Source organism: Flavobacterium sp. GW823-FHT06G12, assembly GCF_058794775.1.
The window spans coordinates 681,887-704,423 of sequence record NZ_JBXAHE010000002.1 but is presented as its reverse complement, the minus strand read 5'-3'; the positions used below and the strand labels follow the sequence as shown (position 1 = coordinate 704,423).

15 protein-coding genes are annotated in these 22,537 nt (G+C 34.6%); 5 read left to right on the top strand and 10 right to left on the bottom strand.

All coding sequences use genetic code 11. From position 1 onward, the window contains the following. Positions 1–265: 265 nt before the first annotated feature. The 9 genes from AC1Q5Z_RS09980 to AC1Q5Z_RS09940 all read right to left on the bottom strand — a co-directional run bounded on the left by AC1Q5Z_RS09980 (position 266) and on the right by AC1Q5Z_RS09940 (position 14,643). A complete protein-coding gene (locus tag AC1Q5Z_RS09980) occupies positions 266–1,381 on the bottom strand; it encodes a glycoside hydrolase family 43 protein (protein WP_492444603.1) in 1,116 nt (371 codons plus the stop codon). Between the two features lie 45 nt (positions 1,382–1,426). Continuing rightward, positions 1,427–3,406 carry a glycoside hydrolase family 127 protein gene (locus AC1Q5Z_RS09975; protein ID WP_345156773.1) on the bottom strand — a complete coding sequence of 660 codons (1,980 nt, stop codon included), beginning with the start codon at positions 3,404–3,406 and terminating at the stop codon, positions 1,427–1,429. A gap of 12 nt (positions 3,407–3,418) precedes the next feature. Continuing rightward, a complete protein-coding gene (locus AC1Q5Z_RS09970; protein WP_492444601.1) occupies positions 3,419–4,399 on the bottom strand; it encodes an arabinan endo-1,5-alpha-L-arabinosidase in 981 nt (326 codons plus the stop codon). Positions 4,400–4,470: 71 nt separating this feature from the next. Beyond that, complete coding sequence (locus AC1Q5Z_RS09965; RefSeq protein WP_198854973.1) at positions 4,471–5,415, bottom strand: glycoside hydrolase family 43 protein; 945 nt, start codon at positions 5,413–5,415, stop codon at positions 4,471–4,473. A 177-nt stretch (positions 5,416–5,592) separates the two neighbouring features. Beyond that, entirely contained in the window at positions 5,593–7,215 is a 1,623-nt protein-coding gene (locus AC1Q5Z_RS09960) for an arabinan endo-1,5-alpha-L-arabinosidase (protein ID WP_492444598.1), read from the bottom strand. A gap of 11 nt (positions 7,216–7,226) precedes the next feature. Further along, positions 7,227–8,765: an alpha-N-arabinofuranosidase gene (locus AC1Q5Z_RS09955; protein ID WP_492444596.1), complete on the bottom strand. Its 1,539-nt coding sequence runs from the start codon at positions 8,763–8,765 to the stop codon at positions 7,227–7,229. A 54-nt stretch (positions 8,766–8,819) separates the two neighbouring features. Beyond that, positions 8,820–9,827 carry an arabinan endo-1,5-alpha-L-arabinosidase gene (locus AC1Q5Z_RS09950; RefSeq protein ID WP_492444594.1) on the bottom strand — a complete coding sequence of 336 codons (1,008 nt, stop codon included), beginning with the start codon at positions 9,825–9,827 and terminating at the stop codon, positions 8,820–8,822. Positions 9,828–9,995: 168 nt separating this feature from the next. Then, positions 9,996–11,558 (bottom strand): RagB/SusD family nutrient uptake outer membrane protein, encoded by a 1,563-nt coding sequence (locus AC1Q5Z_RS09945; protein WP_286968720.1) that lies wholly within the window; start codon positions 11,556–11,558, stop codon positions 9,996–9,998. A gap of 28 nt (positions 11,559–11,586) precedes the next feature. Further along, a complete protein-coding gene (locus AC1Q5Z_RS09940) occupies positions 11,587–14,643 on the bottom strand; it encodes a SusC/RagA family TonB-linked outer membrane protein (protein ID WP_492444593.1) in 3,057 nt (1,018 codons plus the stop codon). Between the two features lie 573 nt (positions 14,644–15,216). Here AC1Q5Z_RS09940 and AC1Q5Z_RS09935 point away from each other — a divergent pair. After that, positions 15,217–15,906 (top strand): NUDIX hydrolase, encoded by a 690-nt coding sequence (locus tag AC1Q5Z_RS09935; RefSeq protein WP_198854979.1) that lies wholly within the window; start codon positions 15,217–15,219, stop codon positions 15,904–15,906. Between the two features lie 85 nt (positions 15,907–15,991). On the opposite strand, the gene AC1Q5Z_RS09930 is transcribed toward AC1Q5Z_RS09935, so the two are convergent. Then, positions 15,992–16,990, bottom strand: coding sequence for a GntR family transcriptional regulator (locus AC1Q5Z_RS09930; protein WP_198854980.1), 999 nt, complete (start codon positions 16,988–16,990; stop codon positions 15,992–15,994). A gap of 102 nt (positions 16,991–17,092) precedes the next feature. Between AC1Q5Z_RS09930 and AC1Q5Z_RS09925 the strand changes: the two genes are divergently transcribed. The 4 genes from AC1Q5Z_RS09925 (at position 17,093) to AC1Q5Z_RS09910 (ending at position 22,355) form a co-directional block, all read left to right on the top strand. Beyond that, on the top strand, positions 17,093–18,145 hold the full coding sequence (locus AC1Q5Z_RS09925; protein WP_492444590.1) for an aldose epimerase family protein: 1,053 nt from the start codon (positions 17,093–17,095) through the stop codon (positions 18,143–18,145). Positions 18,146–18,180: 35 nt separating this feature from the next. Beyond that, complete coding sequence (gene galK, locus AC1Q5Z_RS09920) at positions 18,181–19,341, top strand: galactokinase (protein WP_492444588.1); 1,161 nt, start codon at positions 18,181–18,183, stop codon at positions 19,339–19,341. 16 nt (positions 19,342–19,357) lie between these two features. After that, positions 19,358–20,416 (top strand): UDP-glucose--hexose-1-phosphate uridylyltransferase, encoded by a 1,059-nt coding sequence (locus AC1Q5Z_RS09915; RefSeq protein ID WP_286968725.1) that lies wholly within the window; start codon positions 19,358–19,360, stop codon positions 20,414–20,416. A 253-nt stretch (positions 20,417–20,669) separates the two neighbouring features. After that, complete coding sequence (locus AC1Q5Z_RS09910; RefSeq protein WP_198854984.1) at positions 20,670–22,355, top strand: sodium/sugar symporter; 1,686 nt, start codon at positions 20,670–20,672, stop codon at positions 22,353–22,355. The last annotated feature ends 182 nt before the right edge of the window (positions 22,356–22,537 follow it).

Below are 22,537 nucleotides of genomic sequence, written 5' to 3'. Positions count from 1 at the left end.
AATATAATTATTAAAATTTTATAAGTGTACAAAAAACACTTAATAAAATTCTGCTCCTTAATTTTTACAAAAAATGCATCAAAACAAAGATTTAAGCCTAAAACAGAAAATAAATGTCAATGTTACATTTATAATGTTGCGATTATTTCATCTTAATCTTCAAAATGGTCACAGAATAAGCTGGAAAATTGTACTAAACTTTACTTCCATTTACTTTAAACTGACCTACTTTCGGACTAATTTTCGTCATTATTATTTGACGTTTTTAGTTAAATTCGAATATTGGTGTATCGTTTTTATCAAATTTTAATTTCATCATTCTTGCATGACGATTAGGATCATACAGCGGATCTGCAATAATTTCTTTCAATGGTCTTTTATCTGTCGCAGGCACAACTTTTGGATCGCCAACAGCTTTTTCGTAATCTCTTGCATGATAAATTACTAATGGCTCTCCGTTTCCATCTACTGTAAATGAGTTATGTCCTGGTCCATAAATTTTCTTTGCTTCGTTGGTTTTTAATACTGGATATCTGGATTTTTTCCAAGAATTTCTATCTAGTAAATCAGCGTTTTCATCTGCTTCCATCATTCCCATACTATAACAAGAACCTGTAGCACTTGCCGAAAAAGTAATGTAAATTTTCCCTTTATGTTTAAGAACTGCAGGACCTTCATTTACCCAAAAACCTATGCGTTCCCAATCATAATCTGGAGTCGTTAGCATAAATTGAACTGTTTTTAGTTTTACGGGCGATTCCATTTCGGCTAAATACAGATTAGAAGCGGCGAACTGTCCACCTGTTTTTTCTGCCCAACAGAAATAGCGTTTATTTTTATGCTCAAATACAGTCCCGTCCAGAGAAAAATCGGTAAAACTTTTTGGATCTGCGTCAGCCGCCTGCATTTGTCCAAGTTCAATCCACTTATCATGTAAAGGATCCTGACCTGTACACTCCAAAACATACGGTCTTAATTTCCAAATATCATTTTCTTCGCTTGCTGCAAAATACACGTACCATTTTCCATCTAAATAATGAATTTCAGGAGCCCAAACATGACGGCTCATTGGTCCGCTCTTATGTTTTTCCCATACTCTAAAGGTTTCAGCATTTTGAAGTTCATCAATAGACTTGGCACGTCTTAACTCTATAGCATCGTAGGTTGGTATCGATCCTGTAAAATAGTAATACCCATCTGTATGCTTATAGATAAAAGGATCTGCTCTTTGCAAAACAATAGGTTTATTAGTTAAGGTTGTTTTTGTAGTGGCCGCTTCTTTTTTAGACAACTCTTTTTCTGCTTTTTTATCTGTACAGGAAGAAACACTTACAAAAACAATGGCTGAAAGTGCCCAATTTTTTAATAGGTTTGTTTGCATGTTATACTGGTTTGTTTGTATTTAATTTATTGGTGAGGAATTAATTCAGTCTTTAAAATCAATCCACACTTTCATTTTCCCAACTCCGCGATTTGACCAAGAATAATATGGAATGGCTTTAAATTTTGAATTTTCGATGACATTTACACCTTGCAATAAGTTGGCTTCTTTTCTTACTTTGAAAGTATCTGAAGAAGAAATATCGATTTTATCAAAGTTGTTTTTATTGTCGATTTCTTCAACCGCATATACTAGCGGACCGTATTCTAAAGACACTTTGTTTTTGTTTGTTTCAACTTTAGAATTAGTCTCTACTTCTTGAACTTCCATCGGGAAATTAAGAGCGATTTTGTCTCCTTTTTTCCAATTTCTGGTCACATTGAAATAGCCATTTTCAGGCTGAATTGCCAATACTTCTCCGTTTACAGTAATAGTTGGTTTTTGAGTCGAAGCTTTTTTGTACGTATATAAATCTCCTGGCAAAACTTCATTTCTTGCCCAACCCGGAACTCTAAGTTTAATCGTGAATTTGCTTTCTTTTTTTGGATTAACTGAAATCCCAACTTTTCCGTTCCAAGGATAAGAAGTCTGTTGCGAAATCTGTAAATCTGTTTTTCCTAATGTGAAAGAAGCATTGTTTGAAGCATATAAATTCACATACAAATCGTTTTTTGTTTTCGAATAAATCAATCCTGGAATTGATGGAATAAAACGAATTAAATTTGTCGGACAACAAGAACAATCAAACCAACCTTGACGTGTACAAGAACCTCTGTTTGATTTATAAACACCATCTGCTTCTAAGGCATTTGGATAGAAAAATTGTTTTCCGTCAAGCGAAATACCCGAAATTAATCCGTTGTACATGGTTCTTTCGATGACATCAAAATACTCTGATTTTCCGTATAAATTATGTAATCTGTGATTCCAATACACATCACCAATTGCTGCACAAGTTTCATTGTAAGCCGTTAGATTTGGCAATTCGTAATTAGCTCCAAAAGCTTCTCCATCATGTCTCGATCCGATTCCGCCTGTGATGTACATTTTTTTGTTCACCATATTATTCCATATCGTATTTACAGCATTTTCATAGGCTTTATCCTTAGTCAGTGCCACAATATCGGTCATTCCTGCATACATATAAACGGCACGAACGGCATGTCCTACGGCTTCTTTTTGTTCTATAACCGGCATGTGATCCTGAGCATATTCTCCATATAATTTATGATTATTAGGATTTCCGCGATTGTCCAAATAGTATTTTGCCAATTTCAAATAATCTTCTTTTCCTGTAATTTGATATAATTTCAATAACCCAGTTTCTACAATCTGATGTCCCGGAACTCCTTTTACTTGACCTGGATTATCTCCAAAAGTTCTTACCAACATATCGGCAGCTTTTATGGCAATGTCTAGGAAATTGGTTTTTCCTGTTGCTTCGTAATGCACGATAGCAGCTTCAATTAAATGTCCCGGATTATACAATTCGTGGCTAATCTGTAAAGATTCCCAACGTTTTCCTTCGATTACAGGAACCCAAGGTGCTGGCGGTTTTGCTGGATTTATAGTTCTCCAAGTGGTAATATATCCATCTGGCTCTTGACCAATTTTTACAATAGCAATCATAGAATCCAAAACTCTTTCCAATTTCGGATTTGGTGCACTAATTAAAGTATTCGACGCGCCTTCGATAATTTTGTACACATCGGTATCATCAAAAGGCATATCTCCTCTTGTTGTTCCTGTTTTTTGTTTTCCGGCAATTAAAAAGTTTTCAAAACGACCTTCTTCGTCACATTTTTTAATAGCGTATTCTATCGTTACTTCCTGTACTCTTTTAATAATTGGAAGCCAGAAAGAATCGGTTAGTTTTACATTTTGAATGTTAACCGGTTCGATTTCGTAACCTGCTTTTAAGGCCGATGTTTTATTCTGCACCACATTGTTTTTGGTCTCTTTACAGGAAACCAAAACTAGAAGTGACATGAAAATCGTTAAAATTGGTAAGTTGTATTTCATCATTACTTTTGTATTCTATTTTAAAACAGGCCATAAATCGGCATCCCATTGCATTTCTCGAATTACTAATCTTGGCGTTCCTTTGGTTTTCTTTTCATAAGCATGGTAAAACATATAATCTTTTCCGTCAAAAGTATAAGCGCTGTTATGTCCTACGCCAAAATAGTTTTCGTCGCCTTGAACTACTAAACTTCCTCCGCCTTGATCGAGTTGTTTTCCTTCTTTATCCAAATAAGGTCCCGTTACATTTTTAGATCTTCCAACAACGACTTTATAAGTGCTTTTTTCTCCGCGACAGCATAAATCCCAAGAGAGGAATTGATAATAATAACCATTTTTCTTAAAGATAAAAGGAGCTTCTAGCGCGCCATCTCCTGGGTCTGAATCTGCTAATTCGAAAGTTCTTTTGCGTTTTGCAATTGTATGCCATTCTTGAGGCTGAGCAATTGATTTTAAATCGGGATTTAATTTTACCAATTTCAATCCTTCCCAAAAAGAACCAAATGAAAGCCAAGGCGTATTGTTTTCATCAAAAACCAAATTGGGATCAATGGCATTCCACATATCTCTGTTTGGCTGTGATTGAATTACAATTCCCTGATCGACCCATTTGTAGTTTTTATCTTTTGGATCTAAAGTCGTATTAGTGGCAACACCAATTGCCGATGTATTTTTAGCAAAAGCAGAAACAGAATAATACAAATAATAGGTGTTGTTGTGAAATGAAATATCCGGCGCCCAAATATGATTTTTAAAATCAGCCGCAACGCCATCTGCCCAAATTGGTTTTTCGGCAAAAACCTGTGGTTCTTTATTCCATTTTTTCAAATCTTTTGAACTGAAAACACTGATTCCGTTTCCTGTACAAAATAGATAATAAGTGTCTTTTTGTTTGAAGACCACTGGATCGTGAACTACAATTTCCTGCGCAAAAGAAACTGAAGCAATTAGCATCAAAAAACCAGAAAGTGTATATTTTATATTTTTGTAAACCATATAAGTAAGTTTAAGTTTGGTTGCTGAAAACTGCGACCGTGACTGTCTTCGACTTCGCGCAGACCGACAATCTATTGAATTCCTTCAGAGGTCATTACAACACGCTTCATCGTTCCGTCTTTGTTATAAAATAATTTATCTACACAAACCGATCTTCTAAAACTTCCTCCATTTGGTTTTGATGCTCCGTTGTGATAAATGAAATACGATTGTCCTTTAAAATCAATAATTGATTGATGATTCGTATTACTGTTTCCTGCTAATTCATTCAAAATCCCTTTAAATTCCCAAGGCCCTGTAATTGATTTGCTCATGGCGTAGGCAATTTTCTCTGGAAACTCATAAGCGTATGACAAATAATACCAGTCTTTGTGTTTATGAATCCACGGTGCTTCGGTAAAATTTGGCAGTTTTATGTGATGAATTTCGCCTTCTATTTCCGTCATGTTTTCTTTTAATTTAGCATAATGACAGGCGGTATTTCCCCAAAATAAATAGGCTTGTCCATCTGTATCGATAAAAACTGTCGGATCGATATCGTCCCAGCTTATATCGCTAAATTTGGTCATATCGTTGGTAATTAATGCTTTTCCTAATGCATCTTTAAAAGGTCCAAGCGGATTATCTGCCACAGCAACTCCGATTGATTTTCCTGGAACAGTACCATGTTCAACTGTTACATACCAATAAAATTTTCCGTTTCTTTCTATTACCTGAGAAGCCCATGCGTCACTTTTTGCCCATTTAAAATCGGTTACTTTCAGCGGAACCGGATGTGATTCCCATTTTTTCATATCAGAAGAAGAATACACCAGCCATTCATTCATTTTATAAAAATTAAAATCGTTTGGTGCTTCATCATGGCCTGCATACAAATACACTTTGTCTTTGTAAACCAATGCTGCAGGATCTCCAGTATATTTATCTGTAATAATAGGATTGTTGAATTTTACCGATTGTGCAGTTCCTGCAATCGATAAAAACAAAATGGACAGGCTTGTAAATAGGTTTTTCATTGTTACTTTATTTTTTTGCCACAGATTACATAGATTTATTTTTAAAATCTAAGTCTGTTTTTTTGCCACGAATTGCACCAATTTTCTCGAATTAAAATTTGTGGAAACTCGTGAAATTTGTGGCTATTTTGCTTTACACAGATTTTTTTTTTAATCTTTTTAATCTGTGGCTCTATTTTAATTTATTTTTTTACCCCAAACGGATATTCCTGCATTATTGATTCCAGTATAGGTTAAAGTCACTTTTCTGGTTGCCGACTCCCAATCCCAAGCGTCAACTACATTGCATTTCACTCCGTTTATGGTTGCTATTTTTTTTGCGGGATCATAAGACCAAGTTCCCGTTATATCTCCGCTTACTTTTTTATCGGCAGTTAAAAAAATCGTGACTGCTTTCTGCATGGTTTTGTATTGGTAATTTAGCGTAATCTGTTCCCAAGTTCCAACTAGATTCCCTTCTGCAAAAGTGGTTGTTGGCACTCCTGCGTAACGTTCTGGTTCTATTACAGGCCAGCCATCTTCTGTCCATTGAATGCCATGAACGTGCCCCATCATGACTGCATTAGAAACGGCAATTCCGGCAACTCCTTCTGGCAAACGTGCTTGTGAAGCATAAAACCATTGTTTGGTGTCTGGGTTTTGAAAAACCGCGCAGTGCGAAAATCCAACCCAACCTGTATGATTTTTAAATTGATACGGATGTGTTACCAATGGATAGCATTCCGCACCATTTGTAATGCTCATTCCTGTATTGGTCACATAAGGCCCAAGAATATTTTTGGAACGTGCCACACGTGTATTATACGCAACCGATAATTCATCATAAGCTAAGAACAAATAATAATATTGCGTCTCTGGATTATAGATAATTTCTGGCCCTTCGAGCGCCTGCCAACGGTTTGTATTTACATTTCCGCGACCTGCAATTCGAACTCCGTAATCGTCGATTGTTTTTAATTTATCTGGTTTTCCTGTTGTCGGATTTAATTTTAAAGCTGCAATTCCAGAATGCCATGAACCGTAAATTAGATATTGTTCGCCTTCGGGAGTTTCAATAAAACTCGGATCAATGGCATTGAATTTAAAATAAGCATCCCAATCGTTTCCTCCGTTTCTAACATAACTTTTTACACCGTCAGGTTCTGAACAGACTACCATTCCTTTGTCAACCCAATTATTAGAAGCTAAATCTGTTGTTTCAGCCAAACCGATAAAAGCACGTTCTGACCAAGAAGTATTGGTATCTGTTCCTGTAATTGGGTTTGTTACTACAATGCTATAATACATTCTGAAAACATTCCCTACTTTTCGAACACAAGGCGCCCAGAATCCGTAATTTGGATTTTCTATAGGAGGAAGTGCCGGACTCATTCTCGCTCTTTTGTTATTTAAAGAATCTTTTACCCAAGCTGGAGCCTGAAGCATTGAAGGCCCCATAAATTCCCAGCTGATTAAATCTTTGGATCTTCTGTAGAAAAAATGTCCTTTGCCATCATGCGCATTTCCGTAAGAAGCATCTGTTTGATACATATAATAATATTCTCCTGATTTCTCCACTGATGGATCGTGTACATTTGCCAAATTCCATTGTGACCTACTTGCCCAACTTGCAAATGCAGTATAATTGTCAGCATAAGTTGGTCCGTTAAACGTTGGTGTCACCACAGGAGGCGTCACCACAGGATCTGGATCTGGTGTTTTTACCGCTGGATCGTCTTTGGAACAACTTGTAATTAAAATCGTTGCAACAAAAAATCCGACGAACGAAATGGTTTTTAAAATGAAGTTTTCTTTTTTCATTTGCCTCTATTTTATTTTCCTTCTAAAACAACTATTGAGAAAGGAGGAATAGTGATTTCAAGTTTTCCTTTTTTGTTTTCGAAACCTTTAAAAACTGTCGGAACAATTTTATTTGGATTTTCGAATGAATTGTAATCTTGTAATTTAGCCGATGTTATGACCGTTCCTGTGAAGTTTTTTGCACCTAAATCTTTGACATCTATTTCGATTTTGTTCTTATTTTTTGCATCCACATTTACTAATGAAATATGAATCGCTCCATTTTTATCTTTTGATGCTGATGCTGAAACCGCAGGAAGTTTTTCTCCGTTAAATGTATAATCTGGTGATGTAAAACTTACTGGCAATAATTTTGCATCTTGGTGCACGCTGTACATTTTCATTACATGGTATGTTGGCGTTACAATCATTTTAGCTTTATCAGTAAGAATTACGGCTTGTAAAACGTTAACACATTGTGCTAAGTTTGCCATACGAACACGGTCTGAATGGTTGTTGAAAATATTAAGAGTTGCTCCAGCTAAAACTGCATCACGCATTGTATTTTGCTGATATAAAAACCCTGGATTTGTTCCTTTTTCAACTTCATACCAGCCTCCCCATTCGTCAACAATCATGGCTACTTTTTTCTCAGGATCGTATTTGTCCATAATAGCAGAATGTTTCGTAACCAATTCTTCCATTTTTAAAGCTGACTGCATCGTTTTGAAATAACCTTCTTCAGTAAAATTTCTGTCATCTCCTTTTTTACCCCAATCAATTACAGCATAATGGTGAACTCCAACTCCGCCTAACATATTTAGCGGAATTCCTTTCATTAAAACTTCTGTCCAATTGTAATCTGCACTGTTTGATCCTGAAGCAATTCTTGTAATTCCTCCCGTATTTTCCCAGTCAGACATGAAAGTCGCATATTTTCTGTATTCTCCTGCATAGTATTCTGCAGTCATATTTCCTCCACATCCCCAAGCTTCATTTCCAATTCCCCAGTATTTTACTTTCCAAGGTTCTTTTCTTCCATTTTTAGCACGTAAATCACTCATTGGACTTTTACCGCTGAAGTTTGTGTACTGAACCCAATCTGCCAATTCTTGAACAGTTCCGCTTCCTACGTTTCCAGATAAATATGGTTCTGCTCCTAAAAGTTCGCACATATTCAAGAAATCGTGTGTTCCGAAACTATTATCTTCGGTTACTCCGCCCCACCATTTGTTTACAATAGTTGGTCTTTGCTCTTGTGGTCCAATTCCGTCTTTCCAATGGTATGTATCCGCAAAACAGCCTCCCGGCCATCTTAAGTTTGGAATTTTTAAGTCTTTTAAAGCCTTAATAATATCATTTCTTACTCCGTTTGTATTTGGAATTTTTGAAGTGTCTCCCACAAAAAATCCTCCGTAAATACAACGGCCTAAATGTTCTGCAAAATGACCGTAGATATTTTTGTCAATTGTAGGTGCATCAGCAGAATTTTTAATGGTAATTGTCGTCTGCGCGAAATTCAGCTGACTACAAAACGAAATAAGAAATGAGATTAAAAGTGCTTTTTTCATAATGGTTTTTATTGTAGAGGAAAGCCCGAAGACTTTCCTCTGAATTTTAGTTTTTTAATAAGAAAGTGTTGGCCATCCAGATGACCAAGTAAAATATACGATTTCGAGTTTTGGGTTTCCGCTGTCAGCTCCGTCATAATAATGAACAGATCCTTTCTGCGTTCCTGTAATTCTAGACAAATGTCCAGGACCAATATAATTTCCTTGCGTAGCTAAAACGGTTGTACCTCCGCCATTGGTTAATGCCACTCCGTTTTTATCAACGAAAGGTCCAAACGGACTTGTAGAACGTCCTACTACAATATAATAAGTACTGTTTACACCATTACAGCAAGTACCTCGGTTTACAAACATATAATAATAGCTTCCTTCTTTAAGCAAACAAGGAGCTTCCCAAGATGCGCTGTTTCCTCCAGCGACAATCGTTCTGCTTCCAGTTGTTTTTCCTGTTGAAGGATTAATTTGGATAACTCCAATGCCTGCATGCCACGAACCATAAGCCATATAGACATTGCTTCCATCAACCAAAATAGAAGGATCTATTGCATTCACGTCTGATGCTGATGACGAAGAAACGACTACCCCTCTATCTGTCCATGTTGTTCCTGCACTCTGCGAAATAGCTGGCGTTGTAACCAATCCGATTGCTGATGTCGCCGAACCAAATGTTGAGCATGAATAATACATATTCCATCTGTTATTAAACCAAGCAACATCTGGTGCCCAGAACGTTTTAACAAATCCTGGAACATATCCTGTAATCCAACTTGGAGTTGATGAAAACACTGATGTTCCCCATGTCCAGCTGGTTAAATTTGTTGAATAAGTCATTGGAATATTATCTCCCGTAGTAAAAACATAATAATTAACACCGCTTTTTACAATCGTACTTGGATCGTGCGATGGCACATTTCCGCTGACTGTCTTTGCTGTTGAATTGGTAACCTGTGAATCCTGAGCATTTACAACTGTTGTTGTTCCTTCTTGTGTTGGGACAATCTCTTCATTTTGACAACTCCCAAATAATATCGCTAATAAAACCAAACTTGTAATTGTTTTCATTGTTCTAATTTTAGTTACTGTTAAAAATTAATTCTCTTGTATTCCAAATTCTAAGGCATAATATCATGTGAAGAATCCACACCTTCACATGATATTAGGTATTTAACTAACTCAAAATATTTTTAGTCTCAGTTTTCAGTTAGAGTATACAGAACCGAGACTGTAAACTTAATAACTGTCGTTTTGGATTGTTCCTGGATTGTTATCCATTTCTAATTGTGGAATTGGGAAATATTCTCTTCCTGCTGTATACGAATTAAACTCAGCATCTCTCGATTTTAACCAAGCTAATTTAGTTGGATCCTGAAGCCATCCCCAACGACGAATATCATCAAAACGGTGTCCTTCAAGAGGGAATTCTAAGAATCTTTCGTGGCCAATTTGTTCTCTCATCTGTGCTTGAGACATTCCTGGTTTTGCAGTTTCCAGATCAGGAAGATTTACTCTATCTCTCACCATTTGAATGTATCTATAAGCTCCTGGTGTATCTCCTGTTTCATTTAAGCATTCTGCATACATTAAAAGAATATCTGCATATCGTAATAAACGCTCATTGATTCCTGAACGCCAATCATTTTCGTCAGCAAATTGTCCGTCAGAGTTTTGATATTTTCTACAGAATATATCGTTTAAATCGGCTGGACTTGAAGCATAAAATGTGGCAAAATCTTTTCCATACAATTGCATTCCGCCTGGTTTGTTATAGAAAATTGTGGCATCCAAACGAGGATCATCTTCTCCTGTTTTTGTTTTTTCTTCCTTAAATTCATTAAATAATGCCCAAGTTGGTTGCACATCTGTAAATCCGAAAACACGTGGTGCATATGTAATTGCTCTTGCAGTCGTTTTTCCCCATCCAGACTGAGGAGCTCCTCCCCATCCTAAATCAACTCCTCCTGCATCTCTGCTAAATTGAACTTCAAAAAGAGATTCTGAATTGTTTTCGTTTACTGTTGTAAAATTATCTCGATAGTTACTTACTAAAGAATAAACTCCTAAATCTATTACTTGCTTAAAAGTAGTTTTTGCATTAGAAAAATCTTTAGTAAACAAATACGCTTTTCCTAAATATCCTAAAGCAGCACCTTTTGTAGCACGTCCTTTTTGTCCTGCATCTAGTCCTGATATACCATTATAAGAGTTTGGAAGCAATTCTGCTGCAGCTTTAAAGTCTGATATAACTTGTGCCCAACCTTCTTCTTGTGTTTTTTGAGGATAATAAACCGCCAATTCTGTTGGAAGAGGTACATTTTTAAACATGTTTACGGCATGAAAAAAGAACAATCCTCTTAAGAAATAAGCTTGTCCTATAATTCTATTTTTTAAAGCTTCGTCTTCAAAATCAATTCCTGGTACGTTTGTCAATACTTGATTCGCACGGTAAATACCTTGGTAATACGTTTCATAAGCCCATCCGTAAATAGCCGCATCTGCAACATTTGAATTGAAATGTCCAACGTTATACATTGATGGCCAAGGGCTATTTGTACGCGAATCATCTCCTTTTACATCTAACAATAATGGTGTACTTCTCATGTAAGTACCATCTGTTAATAAACTTCCGTAAGCAGCATTTACACCTTGTAATGCGTCTTCATCTGTTTTCCAAAAATTATCGACTGCATCATTATTTGGATCTAATTGAGTCAAATCTTCGTTATCAACACAGCTTGTGGTTACCATAGCTAGTGAAAGGAAAACGGTTATATAGCTAAAAATTTTAGATTTCATTTTAATACGTTTTAATGGTTAGACCTGATTAGAAGCTCACTTCTACTCCTAAAGAAATTGTTCTTGGATTTGGAAAAGATCCTGCATCATATCCTCTTGAAAGCAATCCGTCGCTATTAAAGTCTGGATCATATCCTTTGTATTTCGAAATAATCAACAGGTTTTGACCATTTAGGTAAACCTTAGCTTTTTCAATAAATTTATCTTTGATTGGAATATTATACCCGATTTCCATTGTTTGCAGTTTCACATAATCACCGCTTTCAATAAATCTGTTTGAATCTCTGCTATTTCCGTTTGGATCTCCAATAACTGGAGCAGGAATATTTGTATTGGTATTAGTTGGTGTCCAGTAATTTAATTCGTCTGTATGGTGGTTTGTATATTGTCCGATCATTAAATTTCGGTACATAGCATTAAATACTTTATTACCACCTGCTCCTTGCCAAAACATTGAGAAATCAAAGTTTGAATAACTTGCACTAAAATTAAGTCCGAAACCATATTTAGGAATTGTTACCCCTTGAAAAGTTCTATCTGCATCTGTTATCGCTCCGTCGCCATTTACATCTCTAAATTTTACATCTCCAGGAGCTGCACCTGTTTGGGTTGGAGAAGATGCAACTTCAGCAGCATTTTGGAAAATTCCAATTGCTTCCCAAGCAAACATTTCACCCACAGATCTTCCTACTTCAGTTTTAGAAACTGCTCCATAAATAGGATTTCCATTTACACCAATTTTAGTAACTTCATTTTTAAGTGTTCCGAAGTTTCCAGAAATATCATATTTAAATTTATGATGATGATTGCTATAAGATGCTGTAAATTCTACCCCTGAGTTTTTCATTGCTCCCGCATTTGTTGTCACACTTGCAGGAAATGCTCCTGTTGAATATGGAAGCGGAACTCCTAATAACAAATCGTTTGATTTCTTGATGAAATATTCTGCTGTAAACTGTAAATCGTTGTTTAAGAAACCTAATTCAATACCAACATTTGAGTTTGTAGATTTTTCCCATTTTACATTTGGGTCAAGTGCTGCTACTACAGTAGTTCCAGGAGCAAGCTCATTATTAAAATCATAACCTGCAAAACTGTTTACTGTTGAAGCAAAGAAATATTGAGAAATAGTATTATTACCTAAAGTACCATAACCACCTCTTAGTTTAATATTGCTTATCCATTCTGGTAATGTCCAGAATTTTTCGTTACTAAGTTTCCATCCTCCTGAAAAAGAGTAAAAGTTTGCTGAATTATTTTTTTCACTAAAAAGAGACGTTTTGTCTTGTCTAAAGTTAGCTTGCACTAAATATCTATCATCATAAGAGTAGTTTAATCTACTGATATACGATATTCCTGTAATTGTAAATTTATACTCAGAAGCGTTTCTAGAATCTGCATATTGAAGCATCGGAATTTCGTTTGGAGTAAAACCTACACCTCTCATATTATATCTGTGATAATCTCTTTTTTCTTGAATCCAACCTGCAAGAGCATCAATTTTATGCTTGCCTAAAGTAACTTCATACGTTAATAAATTGTTCAAGAATGTTCTTAGCTCATTACCATTTTCAACATCCAAAGATGCTTCATCATTTGTTGTAACATAATACCATCCTAAATCACTTGGCGGAATAAATTTTCTGTTTTCCCAGTCCGTTCTATCATAACTTACATCCAATTTATACTTAAGACCTTTTACAATTTCAATTTCTCCCCAAGCATCTCCAATAAAACGGTTTCTTTTTCCATTATTAGTAATTAGATTATTGTATCCTATTGGATTCATAGAAATAGCTCTCTGAGTTAAGTTGTCTGTACCACCATAACCTCCAAGTCTATTTGCATCATAAACTGGCATAGTTGGAATAGCTCCTAAAATATCGCTAACAATAGTTTGTCCAGCATTATATTCATTAAAAATTTCTTTATCAGATTGTGTGTAAGCTATTTTTGCACCATATTTAAATTTCCCTTTTTTCCCATTTAAATTTAAATTCGTTGACAATCTCTCATAGTCCTGAGGTGTTTTAATGTAACTTGTATTTTTAAAATAGTCAACATTAAAACTATATGCAATACTTTCTGCTCCTCCAGTTAATGTCAAAGCTTGATTTTGCACAACACCTGTCTGAAAAGATTCTTTCTGCCAATCTGTATTTACATTTGAAATATAAGATGGGCTATTAGGATCATTTCCTGGAGCGATACTTACAGGAACGCCTGCTCTAATATCTCTATTTCTTTCTGCCTCGCTAGTGATTTTTTGATAACCCTCGCGATCTGTAACATCCCATTTTTTAGCAACATTTTGAAGACCAACAATAGACTTGAATTTAATATCCATTTTGCCTTGTCTTCCTTTTTTAGTCGTAATAATTACAACACCATTTGCACCGCGCACACCATAAATAGCAGCAGAAGAAGCATCTTTTAAAACCTGCATCGATTCTATTTCTCCTGGAGCAAAATCATAAGGTGAATCGACCATAATTCCGTCGATTACAAAAAGCGGATTGTTGTTACTGAATGAAGTTATACCTCTAATCTTCACATTAACAAAACCTCCCGGTTCTCCCGAAGACTGTACCGTAACACCCGGAACTTGTCCTTGAAGCATTTTTGCAGCATCATAAGTAACGACCTTTTTAGCCGATTCTAAATTAACGACACTTACAGAACCTGTTAAATCAGATTTCTTTTGAGTTCCGTAACCAATAACAACTACTTCATTAAGTTTATTGGTATCTTCACCTAAAGCTATATCAAGTTTAGATTGACTTCCTACAGCTATTTCTTTATTCTGAAATCCTATAAATGAAAAAACTAAAACATCAGTTGGCGATGCTTTAATCGAATACTCTCCATCAAATCCAGTTGTAGTAACTGTTTTGGTTCCTTTTATTATAATGTTTACACCCGGCAAAGGAAGGTTGTCTTGTGCCGATGTTACAACTCCTGTTATCGTTTTGCCTTGAGCAGACATTTGATTAACAGAGAATAATAGCATTAATACTGCTAAAATCCAATTTGTTTTTGGCAATAGAAAATTGCAATACAAAAGTAATTTTTGTTTTGTAATCATAATGGTTTAGTTAAGATTGGTTAGTGGTTTAGTTAATAAGTGTTAATCTTACATTTGTAAATTTAACTAAAAAAAAACCACGTAAACAAATTAATATCACAAAAAAACAGCCTAAAAAAAACACATATCGCAAATTAAGTGTTGAATTAACATTTAAAAAATCAAAGTTTTTTCAAAAAAACGGCCGTTTTATTGATTTTAATTGTGTAAAAAATACACTTTTAATCAAAAAGTCGTTTTTTAAGCAAAAAAAGAGGTAAATGAAAAAAAGCATAAATAATCTGTTTTTTAATGCTTTGAATTCGAAAAAAAGAATATTTTGTAAGTAAAAGATTGTTTATTTTGGTGGATTTCTAATTAAACAGAACCTATTTTTGCAAAAAACTATCCTTGACTGTCCTGTTTTTTTCTTAAAAAAATCTTAAAAAACAGATTTGTATGTTATTTTTATGTGAAAAGTAATTTTTTTAAGGCTACATTTGAGTAGTTAATTATGTAAGTGTAAAATCTACATTAATAAATTATGATACGTTTTAAGAAGTTCATATATTTACCCATCCAAATTAATTATATATGCTAAATAGTTATAGCTCTGCTGATAAAGTTTTACTGGCAGTAGACTGCATCATTTTCGGATTCGATAATGATGGTCTGAAAATCCTTTTGATTCAAAGAGATTTTGAGCCTGAAAAAGGAAAATGGTCCTTAATTGGAGGGTTTCTAAAACGAGATGAAGTTTTAGACGCTGCCGCAACTAGAATCTTAAATACCTATACAGGTCTTAACGATATTTATATGGAACAGCTGTATGCTTACAGCGAAATAGATCGTGACCCGGTAGAAAGAACCATTTCGGTTTCTTATTTTGCTTTAATTAATATCGAAAACCATAATGCAGAATTGATTCAGAATTATCATGCAGAATGGTTTCCTATTAATGATGCGCCAAACTTAATTTTTGACCACAACGAAATGGTCGAAAATGCAATAAAGAGACTTCGCTACAAAACTTCTATCAAACCTATTGGTTTCGAATTGCTTCCGGAGAAATTCACAATGCGTCAGCTTTTAGAATTGTACGAAGCTATTTTGAGCAAAGAGTTAGACAAAAGAAATTTCATTAGTAAAATAAACTCTTTGGAAATCTTAAATAAACTAGAAGAAAAAGACATGCAGTCTTCTCGAAAAGGTTCTTATTTATATACTTTCAACAAAGAAAAATACGAAGAAAAACTACTAAATAATTTTGTATTGAATTTATAAACCTTATTTATTCTCTCGCAGATTTAGGAGATTTGGCTGATTTAATAAAAAAATCTCCTGCATCTGCTAAATCTGCGGGAGAAATTTATAGCGAATTACGCAATATAAGAGCAGATCTATTTTCGATCTGCTCTTTTGTTCCTTTCAAAACCATATCGGCCAAAATTTTTCCCATCACTTCAAAGTTGGTTGAAATTGTAGTAATTCCGTTTGCTGCAATTTTCTTCAATGGAGTTTCATTATACGATATAATTCCAAAATCTTCACCTAGCTTTAAGTTTCTATTAATCGCATTTTCTATTACCAAAAGTAAATCGCGATCATGCGGAATAATATATAAATCTCCTAAAGCGATAGACTGATTGCTAAAATCTGAAATAATTGCATAATCGAAACCAAACTCTTTACAAAACGATTCAAAGCCCAATTTCATTCCAGGAGGTTCTCTAAAACCAGGGAAAATTAAAATTAGTTTCTTGTATTTTGATAATCTTGATTTGCCTTTCATCAAACCTTCATAAATATCTTTTTGGTGATTTTGGTAAATCGCAGGAAACATTTTCAAATCCGAATTGGTCTGATCCAAAATAATTACGTCGCTTACTGGTAGGGTTTTTATAGAATCTACGACATCGTTTAAGTTTGTCGGCATAATAATATATTTTGTATAATTTCCATTGCTATCATTTATAAGTTTTTTGAAAACCTGAACATTAAAATGATGAAAGAAAATATCGACCTGAACATTTTTTCCAATATTTTTTAAAAACGAATTATAAATATCTTCTTTGAAAATATTCAATTCATCAAAAAGTAAAAAAACCTTCTGAGTTATAGTGATTTCAACGCTTTTAACGTAATATCCCTTTCCTGGAATGGCGTAAATAATACCTCTTTTCTTCAATTCGTCATACGCCAGCAAGACCGTATCTCGCGATAAAGAGAAAGCCAAACAGACTTTATTTACCGACGGAAGCCTATCTCCTTTAATTAAATTTCCCTCTTCAATCGCTTTTTCGATTGAAAGAATAATCTGCTTATATTTTGGCAGACCAATGTTATTTTGGATTGAAATAATGTTCATAATAAAAGTCATTTTGACTATAAAGATTAAAAACTGGTAGGTACTGGTATGCAAAAATAATAAATGTTTCTATTTTTGGATTTCATTTTTGGTAAAAATTATATGGAAATAAAACACATATCGCATTTAAAGGAGACTCACAATTGCAAATTGTTTGGTTTAATGCCCAATAAAGAAGAAATTTATTCTTTTGATCTGGTTAATAAAAATGGAATGAAAGTTCAAGTCATCAATTATGGTGCAACGGTAACTTCGATCCAAATTCCAGTAAATGGAAAACTGGTAGATGTTGTTTTAGGCTTTGACAATCTAGAAGCATATTTAGAATCTTATAATTTGCCAAGCGCTCCTTATTTTGGAACTACAGTTGGCCGTTACGCTGGTCGTATTCATAATGCGACTTTTAGCCTTGCTGATAAAAAGTTTCAGCTAGACGGAAACAATAATGGCAACACGCTTCACGGAGGAGTTATGGGATTTGGAAGAAAAGCTTGGAGTGCTGTTAATGCAACTTCTGGTGAAAATCCATCAATTACTTTTGGTCTTTTGAGCGAACATTTAGACGAAAATTTTCCTGGAGAAATGACCGTTTATTTAACGTATACTTTAACTGAAGAAAATGAATTGAAGTTAGAATATAAAGCAACTTCAACAGAAGACACAGTTATCAATTTAACGCATCACAGTTATTTTAACCTTGATGGACATGACGGAAATGTTTTAGAACAGCAAATGTTTATTAAATCGGCTAAAATGCTAGAAACTAATGCAGACAATATTCCAACTGGAAACTTTACCGATTTAACCAATCATGATTTTGATTTTAGAAATCCAAAAAGCTGTCCGTTTCCTATTGACAACTCTTTTGTAGTAAATTCTAAAACAGAAATCGTTGGACAATTAATCAGCTTAAAAAATAAACTGAGAATGAATGTCTACACCGATCAACCAAGTGTACATATATATGTAGGCGGAAATTGTTTCGGAAAACTAAAAGGAAAAGAAAATGTAGATTATCATGCACAAAGCGGAATTTGTTTCGAAACTCAAAATTTCCCAGATGCTCCAAATCAGGCTCACTTTCCGAATGCAGTTTTGAAAAAAGGCGAAGAATACACGCAAAAAACACTTTACAAATTTGAAAATTTAAACTAATACAATTCCAAAAACCACAATACACTAACTATATAATGAATGATATTTTAATACAGAATACCGTTGCTTTTTTTGAGAAATCTTTTGGATCTTCTCCTCAAAAAACGGTACTTTCTCCTGGTAGAATCAACATCATAGGAGAGCATATTGACTACAATGATGGTTATGTTTTACCTGCTGCGATTGACAAAGTAATTTGTTTTGCTTTTGAAAAAAACAATACCAAAACTTCTAAAATAATTGCTATCGATTTGAATGAAGAATTTGAAATCGATTTGACTCAAGAAGTAAAGCTAAGTGATGTAGTTTGGACTAATTATATTCGTGGTGTAATTAAACAATTACAGGATAACGGATTTTCTTTTGACGGTTTCAATTGCGTTTTCAGCAGTAATATTCCAGTTGGTTCTGGATTGTCTTCTTCGGCGGCTTTAGAATGCGGGATGATTTTCGGAATCAAATCTCTTTTTGATTTAAAAATTGAGAAAAAAGACATTTCGTTATTAGGACAAAAAGCAGAACATTGGGTTGGAATCAACTGCGGAATTATGGATCAATTTTCGAGCGTTCACGGCCTCGAAAATAAAGTAATTCAATTAGATTGCAACAGTTTAGATTTTGAATATCACAATGCCGACTTCAAAGATTATTCTCTAATTTTATTTGATTCTAATGTAAAACATTCTCTTTTTACATCAGAATACAACACTAGAAGAATCGAGTGCGAAGAAGGTTTATCGATTATAAAAAGTCATTTTCCAGAAGTAAAAAGTTTTAGAGATGCGACCGAAGAGCAGGTTTTAAGTCTTAAAGATAAAATGACCGAAAAAGTATTTTCAAGAGTTCATTTTGTTGTAAAAGAAATTAATCGCGTTATCAAAGCCTGCAAAGCCTTAGACGAAGGAAATATCGAACTTTTAGGCAAATTGCTTTTTGAAACGCATTATGGTTTATCTCAAGAATATGAGGTAAGCTGCGAAGAATTAGACATGCTTGTAGATACAGCAAAAGAAGACGATGCCATTGTTGGTTCTAGACTAATGGGAGGCGGTTTTGGAGGCTGTACTATCAATTTAGTTAAAAAAGGAAATGAAAATGAGGTTAAGCGTAAGTTCTCTAAGCTTTATTTGGATACATTTGGAATTGAATTAAAATTCTATGATGTAAAAATCTCTAACGGAACAACGCTACTTTAAAACCACACACTGTACAATGAAAAATTTTGACATTAACGAAGATCCGCACAGACGCTTCAACCCATTAATTAACGAATGGGTCTTAGTTTCACCTCATCGTGCGAAACGCCCTTGGCAGGGACAAAATGAAACTATTTCAACCGAAGAACTTCCTAAATACGACCCAACTTGCTATTTGTGTCCAGGAAATGTTCGTGCCAACGGAATGAATAACCCACAATACGAAAGCAGTTTTGTCTTTGAAAATGATTTTGCCGCAATGAAGCAGGACGAAATTATTTTTGAAGAAGATATTAAACATACATTCTTTAAAGCAAAACCAGAACAGGGAATTTCTAGAGTAGTCTGCTTCTCGCCAAGACATGATCTAACTTTACCTGAGATGGAAATTGCTGATATTGAAAATATAATCAGAACTTGGCAGAAAGAATATACCGATTTAGGAAATATTAAATTCATTAACCATGTTCAGATTTTTGAAAACAAAGGAAGCGTTATGGGTTGCAGCAACCCGCATCCACACGGTCAGATTTGGGCACAGTCGTCTCTTCCTACTCAGGTTGAAAAAACACAGAACAGCTTAAAATTATACTACGACAAAAATCAAAAAACATTATTAGAAGATTATGTCAAAGCTGAACTAAAAGCTGGTGATCGTATCGTAATCGAGAATGATCATTTTGTTGCATTGGTTCCTTTCTGGGCAATTTGGCCATACGAAACCATGATTATCAGCAAAAGAGCTGTAAACAAAATTACCAATTTTACAGCTGACGAAAGTACCGCTTTCGCGAAAATCTTAAAGCAACTTACAACGAAGTATGACAATTTATTTAATACTTCATTTCCATATTCTTCAGGAATTCACCAATCTCCAACAGATGGTTTAATTCACCCAGAATGGCACTTCCACATGCATTTCTACCCGCCATTGTTAAGATCGGCAACTGTAAAGAAATTCATGGTTGGATATGAAATGTTAGGCGAATCGCAACGTGACATTACACCTGAAAAAAGTGCTGAAATTTTAAGACAGCTTTCTGATGTACATTATAAAAGTTTGGTAAAAGCCTAACCGTTTAATGTTGTAATAAAGCCAAAAAATAAAAATTTAACACAATTACCCGCGAATAAATGTAAAAAACACATTTGCTAATGGTTGATTTTTAAATTTTTATTTTACATTTGGCTTCTGCTTTTATTTTCGCAAAAAAATAACAGAAATAAAACACATCTTGCATTTTTAACAAGATTTAACAACATAAAAACTGATTTAAAACCACATAAACAAACAACCCTATAAATAATTATTTAAAATACTACTAACAATGAACCAAAACCTCGCTTTCGCAGACTATGCGGTTTTTATTATCTACTTTATCGTAGTCTCGGTCTACGGTTACACAGTTTACCGTAAACGTAAACAAGACGAACAAGATGCTAAAGCTTACTTTTTGGCTGAAGGAAATTTAACATGGTGGGCAATTGGAGCTTCTCTTATTGCTTCTAATATCTCTGCAGAACAGTTCATCGGAATGAGCGGTGAAGGTTTCTTTTTAGGAATCGCTGTTGCTGCTTACGAATGGCTTGCTGCTATTGCACTTATTATTGTTGCTGTATGGTTTATTCCTGTATATCTTAAAAACAAGATCTACACGATGCCACAATTCTTAAAAACACGTTACAACGAATCTACTGCTTTGATTATGGCAGTTTTCTGGTTGTTCTTGTATGTTTTTGTAAACTTAACTTCTATTTTATATTTAGGAGCTGTTGCTATTAACGGTCTTGCTGGAGGTCAATATCTTCACGCAATCATGATCGGATTAGCTGTATTTGCATTATTTATTTCTCTTGGAGGAATGAAAGTTGTAGCTTATACAGACGTAATTCAAGTTGCTGTATTAATCATTGGAGGTTTAGTAACTTCTTATATTGCTCTTACAACTGTTGGACAATATTTTGGCGTTGGCGAAAATGCAATTGCTGGGTTTAAAGTTTTAATGAAAGAAGCGCCGGAGCATTTCAAAATGATTATTCCAAAACCAACTGCTGCATCTTCACAGATTGAAATCGATAAATATTTAACTTTCCCAGGATTGTTATCTTACGCTGCTGGTATCTGGATCATCAACTTAAACTATTGGGGATGTAACCAATACATTACACAAAGAGCGCTTGGAGCAGATTTACAAACAGCTCGTACAGGAATCTTGTTTGCTGGTATGTTAAAATTATTAATGCCACTTATCGTAATGTTACCTGGTATTGCTGCTTATGTTTTATACACAAACGGACATTTGCCTCAATTGGTTGGAGGTAAAGATGGTGCTTATTCTGCTGTATTAACTTTCCTTCCAACAGGATTAAAAGGACTTTCAGTTGCTGCTTTAACAGCTGCGATCGTAGCTTCTTTGGCTGGAAAAGTAAATAGTATTTCTACAATCTACACATTAGACGTTCACAAAAAATACATTCAAAAAGATGCTGGCGAAAAACAACAAGTAAACATTGGACGTCTTGCCGTTTTTGCTGCCATGCTTTTAGCTGTTTTATTTACTTGGAATGACGTTTTAGGAATTGGTGGTGTTGGTGGATTTACATACATCCAAAAATATACTGGATTCATCAGCCCTGGAGTTTTTGCTATGTTCTTCTTAGGTATGTTCTGGAAAAGAACTACTGGAACAGCTGCAATCGTGGGAGTAATTCTAGGATTCTTATTATCTGTTTTATTCAACGAATACGCTCCAGCTTTATTTGGAAACGATACACTTTTATACACAGCATACTCTAATGGAAAAGGAGCTTTTGAAATTCCGTTCCACATCTGTATGGGATTATCATTCTTATTTACAATGATTGCCATGATTCTAATAAGTTTCGCTGGACCAAAAGTAAACCCTAAAGCATTCGAGACAGAACCTGGAATGTTTAAAGTTAAACCGCAAACAACAGTCTTAATCGTAATTACGTTATTGATTATTGTTGCGCTTTATGTTAAGTTCTGGTAATAAATTATCAGTTCTATTCTCTCTATTTTTACAGCTGTTGTTTGTCATGAACAACAGCTGTAAATTTTTTAAAGTATATTCATTGAATAAAAAATATAGCCACGAATTTCACTAATTTCCACGAATTAATTTTCCAAATAAAAAATTCGAGTTAATTCGTGTAATTGCTTCGCCTATTCGCT

Excerpts from the sequence above, each read along its gene's own strand:
- AC1Q5Z_RS09980 (WP_492444603.1), bottom strand. The coding sequence starts at position 1,381 with ATGCAAACAAACCTATTAAAAAATTGGGCACTTTCAGCCATTGTTTTT.
- AC1Q5Z_RS09975 (WP_345156773.1), bottom strand. The coding sequence starts at position 3,406 with ATGATGAAATACAACTTACCAATTTTAACGATTTTCATGTCACTTCTA.
- AC1Q5Z_RS09970 (WP_492444601.1), bottom strand. The coding sequence starts at position 4,399 with ATGGTTTACAAAAATATAAAATATACACTTTCTGGTTTTTTGATGCTA.
- AC1Q5Z_RS09965 (WP_198854973.1), bottom strand. The coding sequence starts at position 5,415 with ATGAAAAACCTATTTACAAGCCTGTCCATTTTGTTTTTATCGATTGCA.
- AC1Q5Z_RS09960 (WP_492444598.1), bottom strand. The coding sequence starts at position 7,215 with ATGAAAAAAGAAAACTTCATTTTAAAAACCATTTCGTTCGTCGGATTT.
- AC1Q5Z_RS09955 (WP_492444596.1), bottom strand. The coding sequence starts at position 8,765 with ATGAAAAAAGCACTTTTAATCTCATTTCTTATTTCGTTTTGTAGTCAG.
- AC1Q5Z_RS09950 (WP_492444594.1), bottom strand. The coding sequence starts at position 9,827 with ATGAAAACAATTACAAGTTTGGTTTTATTAGCGATATTATTTGGGAGT.
- AC1Q5Z_RS09945 (WP_286968720.1), bottom strand. The coding sequence starts at position 11,558 with ATGAAATCTAAAATTTTTAGCTATATAACCGTTTTCCTTTCACTAGCT.
- AC1Q5Z_RS09940 (WP_492444593.1), bottom strand. The coding sequence starts at position 14,643 with ATGATTACAAAACAAAAATTACTTTTGTATTGCAATTTTCTATTGCCA.
- AC1Q5Z_RS09935 (WP_198854979.1), top strand. The coding sequence starts at position 15,217 with ATGCTAAATAGTTATAGCTCTGCTGATAAAGTTTTACTGGCAGTAGAC.
- AC1Q5Z_RS09930 (WP_198854980.1), bottom strand. The coding sequence starts at position 16,990 with ATGAACATTATTTCAATCCAAAATAACATTGGTCTGCCAAAATATAAG.
- AC1Q5Z_RS09925 (WP_492444590.1), top strand. The coding sequence starts at position 17,093 with ATGGAAATAAAACACATATCGCATTTAAAGGAGACTCACAATTGCAAA.
- galK (WP_492444588.1), top strand. The coding sequence starts at position 18,181 with ATGAATGATATTTTAATACAGAATACCGTTGCTTTTTTTGAGAAATCT.
- AC1Q5Z_RS09915 (WP_286968725.1), top strand. The coding sequence starts at position 19,358 with ATGAAAAATTTTGACATTAACGAAGATCCGCACAGACGCTTCAACCCA.
- AC1Q5Z_RS09910 (WP_198854984.1), top strand. The coding sequence starts at position 20,670 with ATGAACCAAAACCTCGCTTTCGCAGACTATGCGGTTTTTATTATCTAC.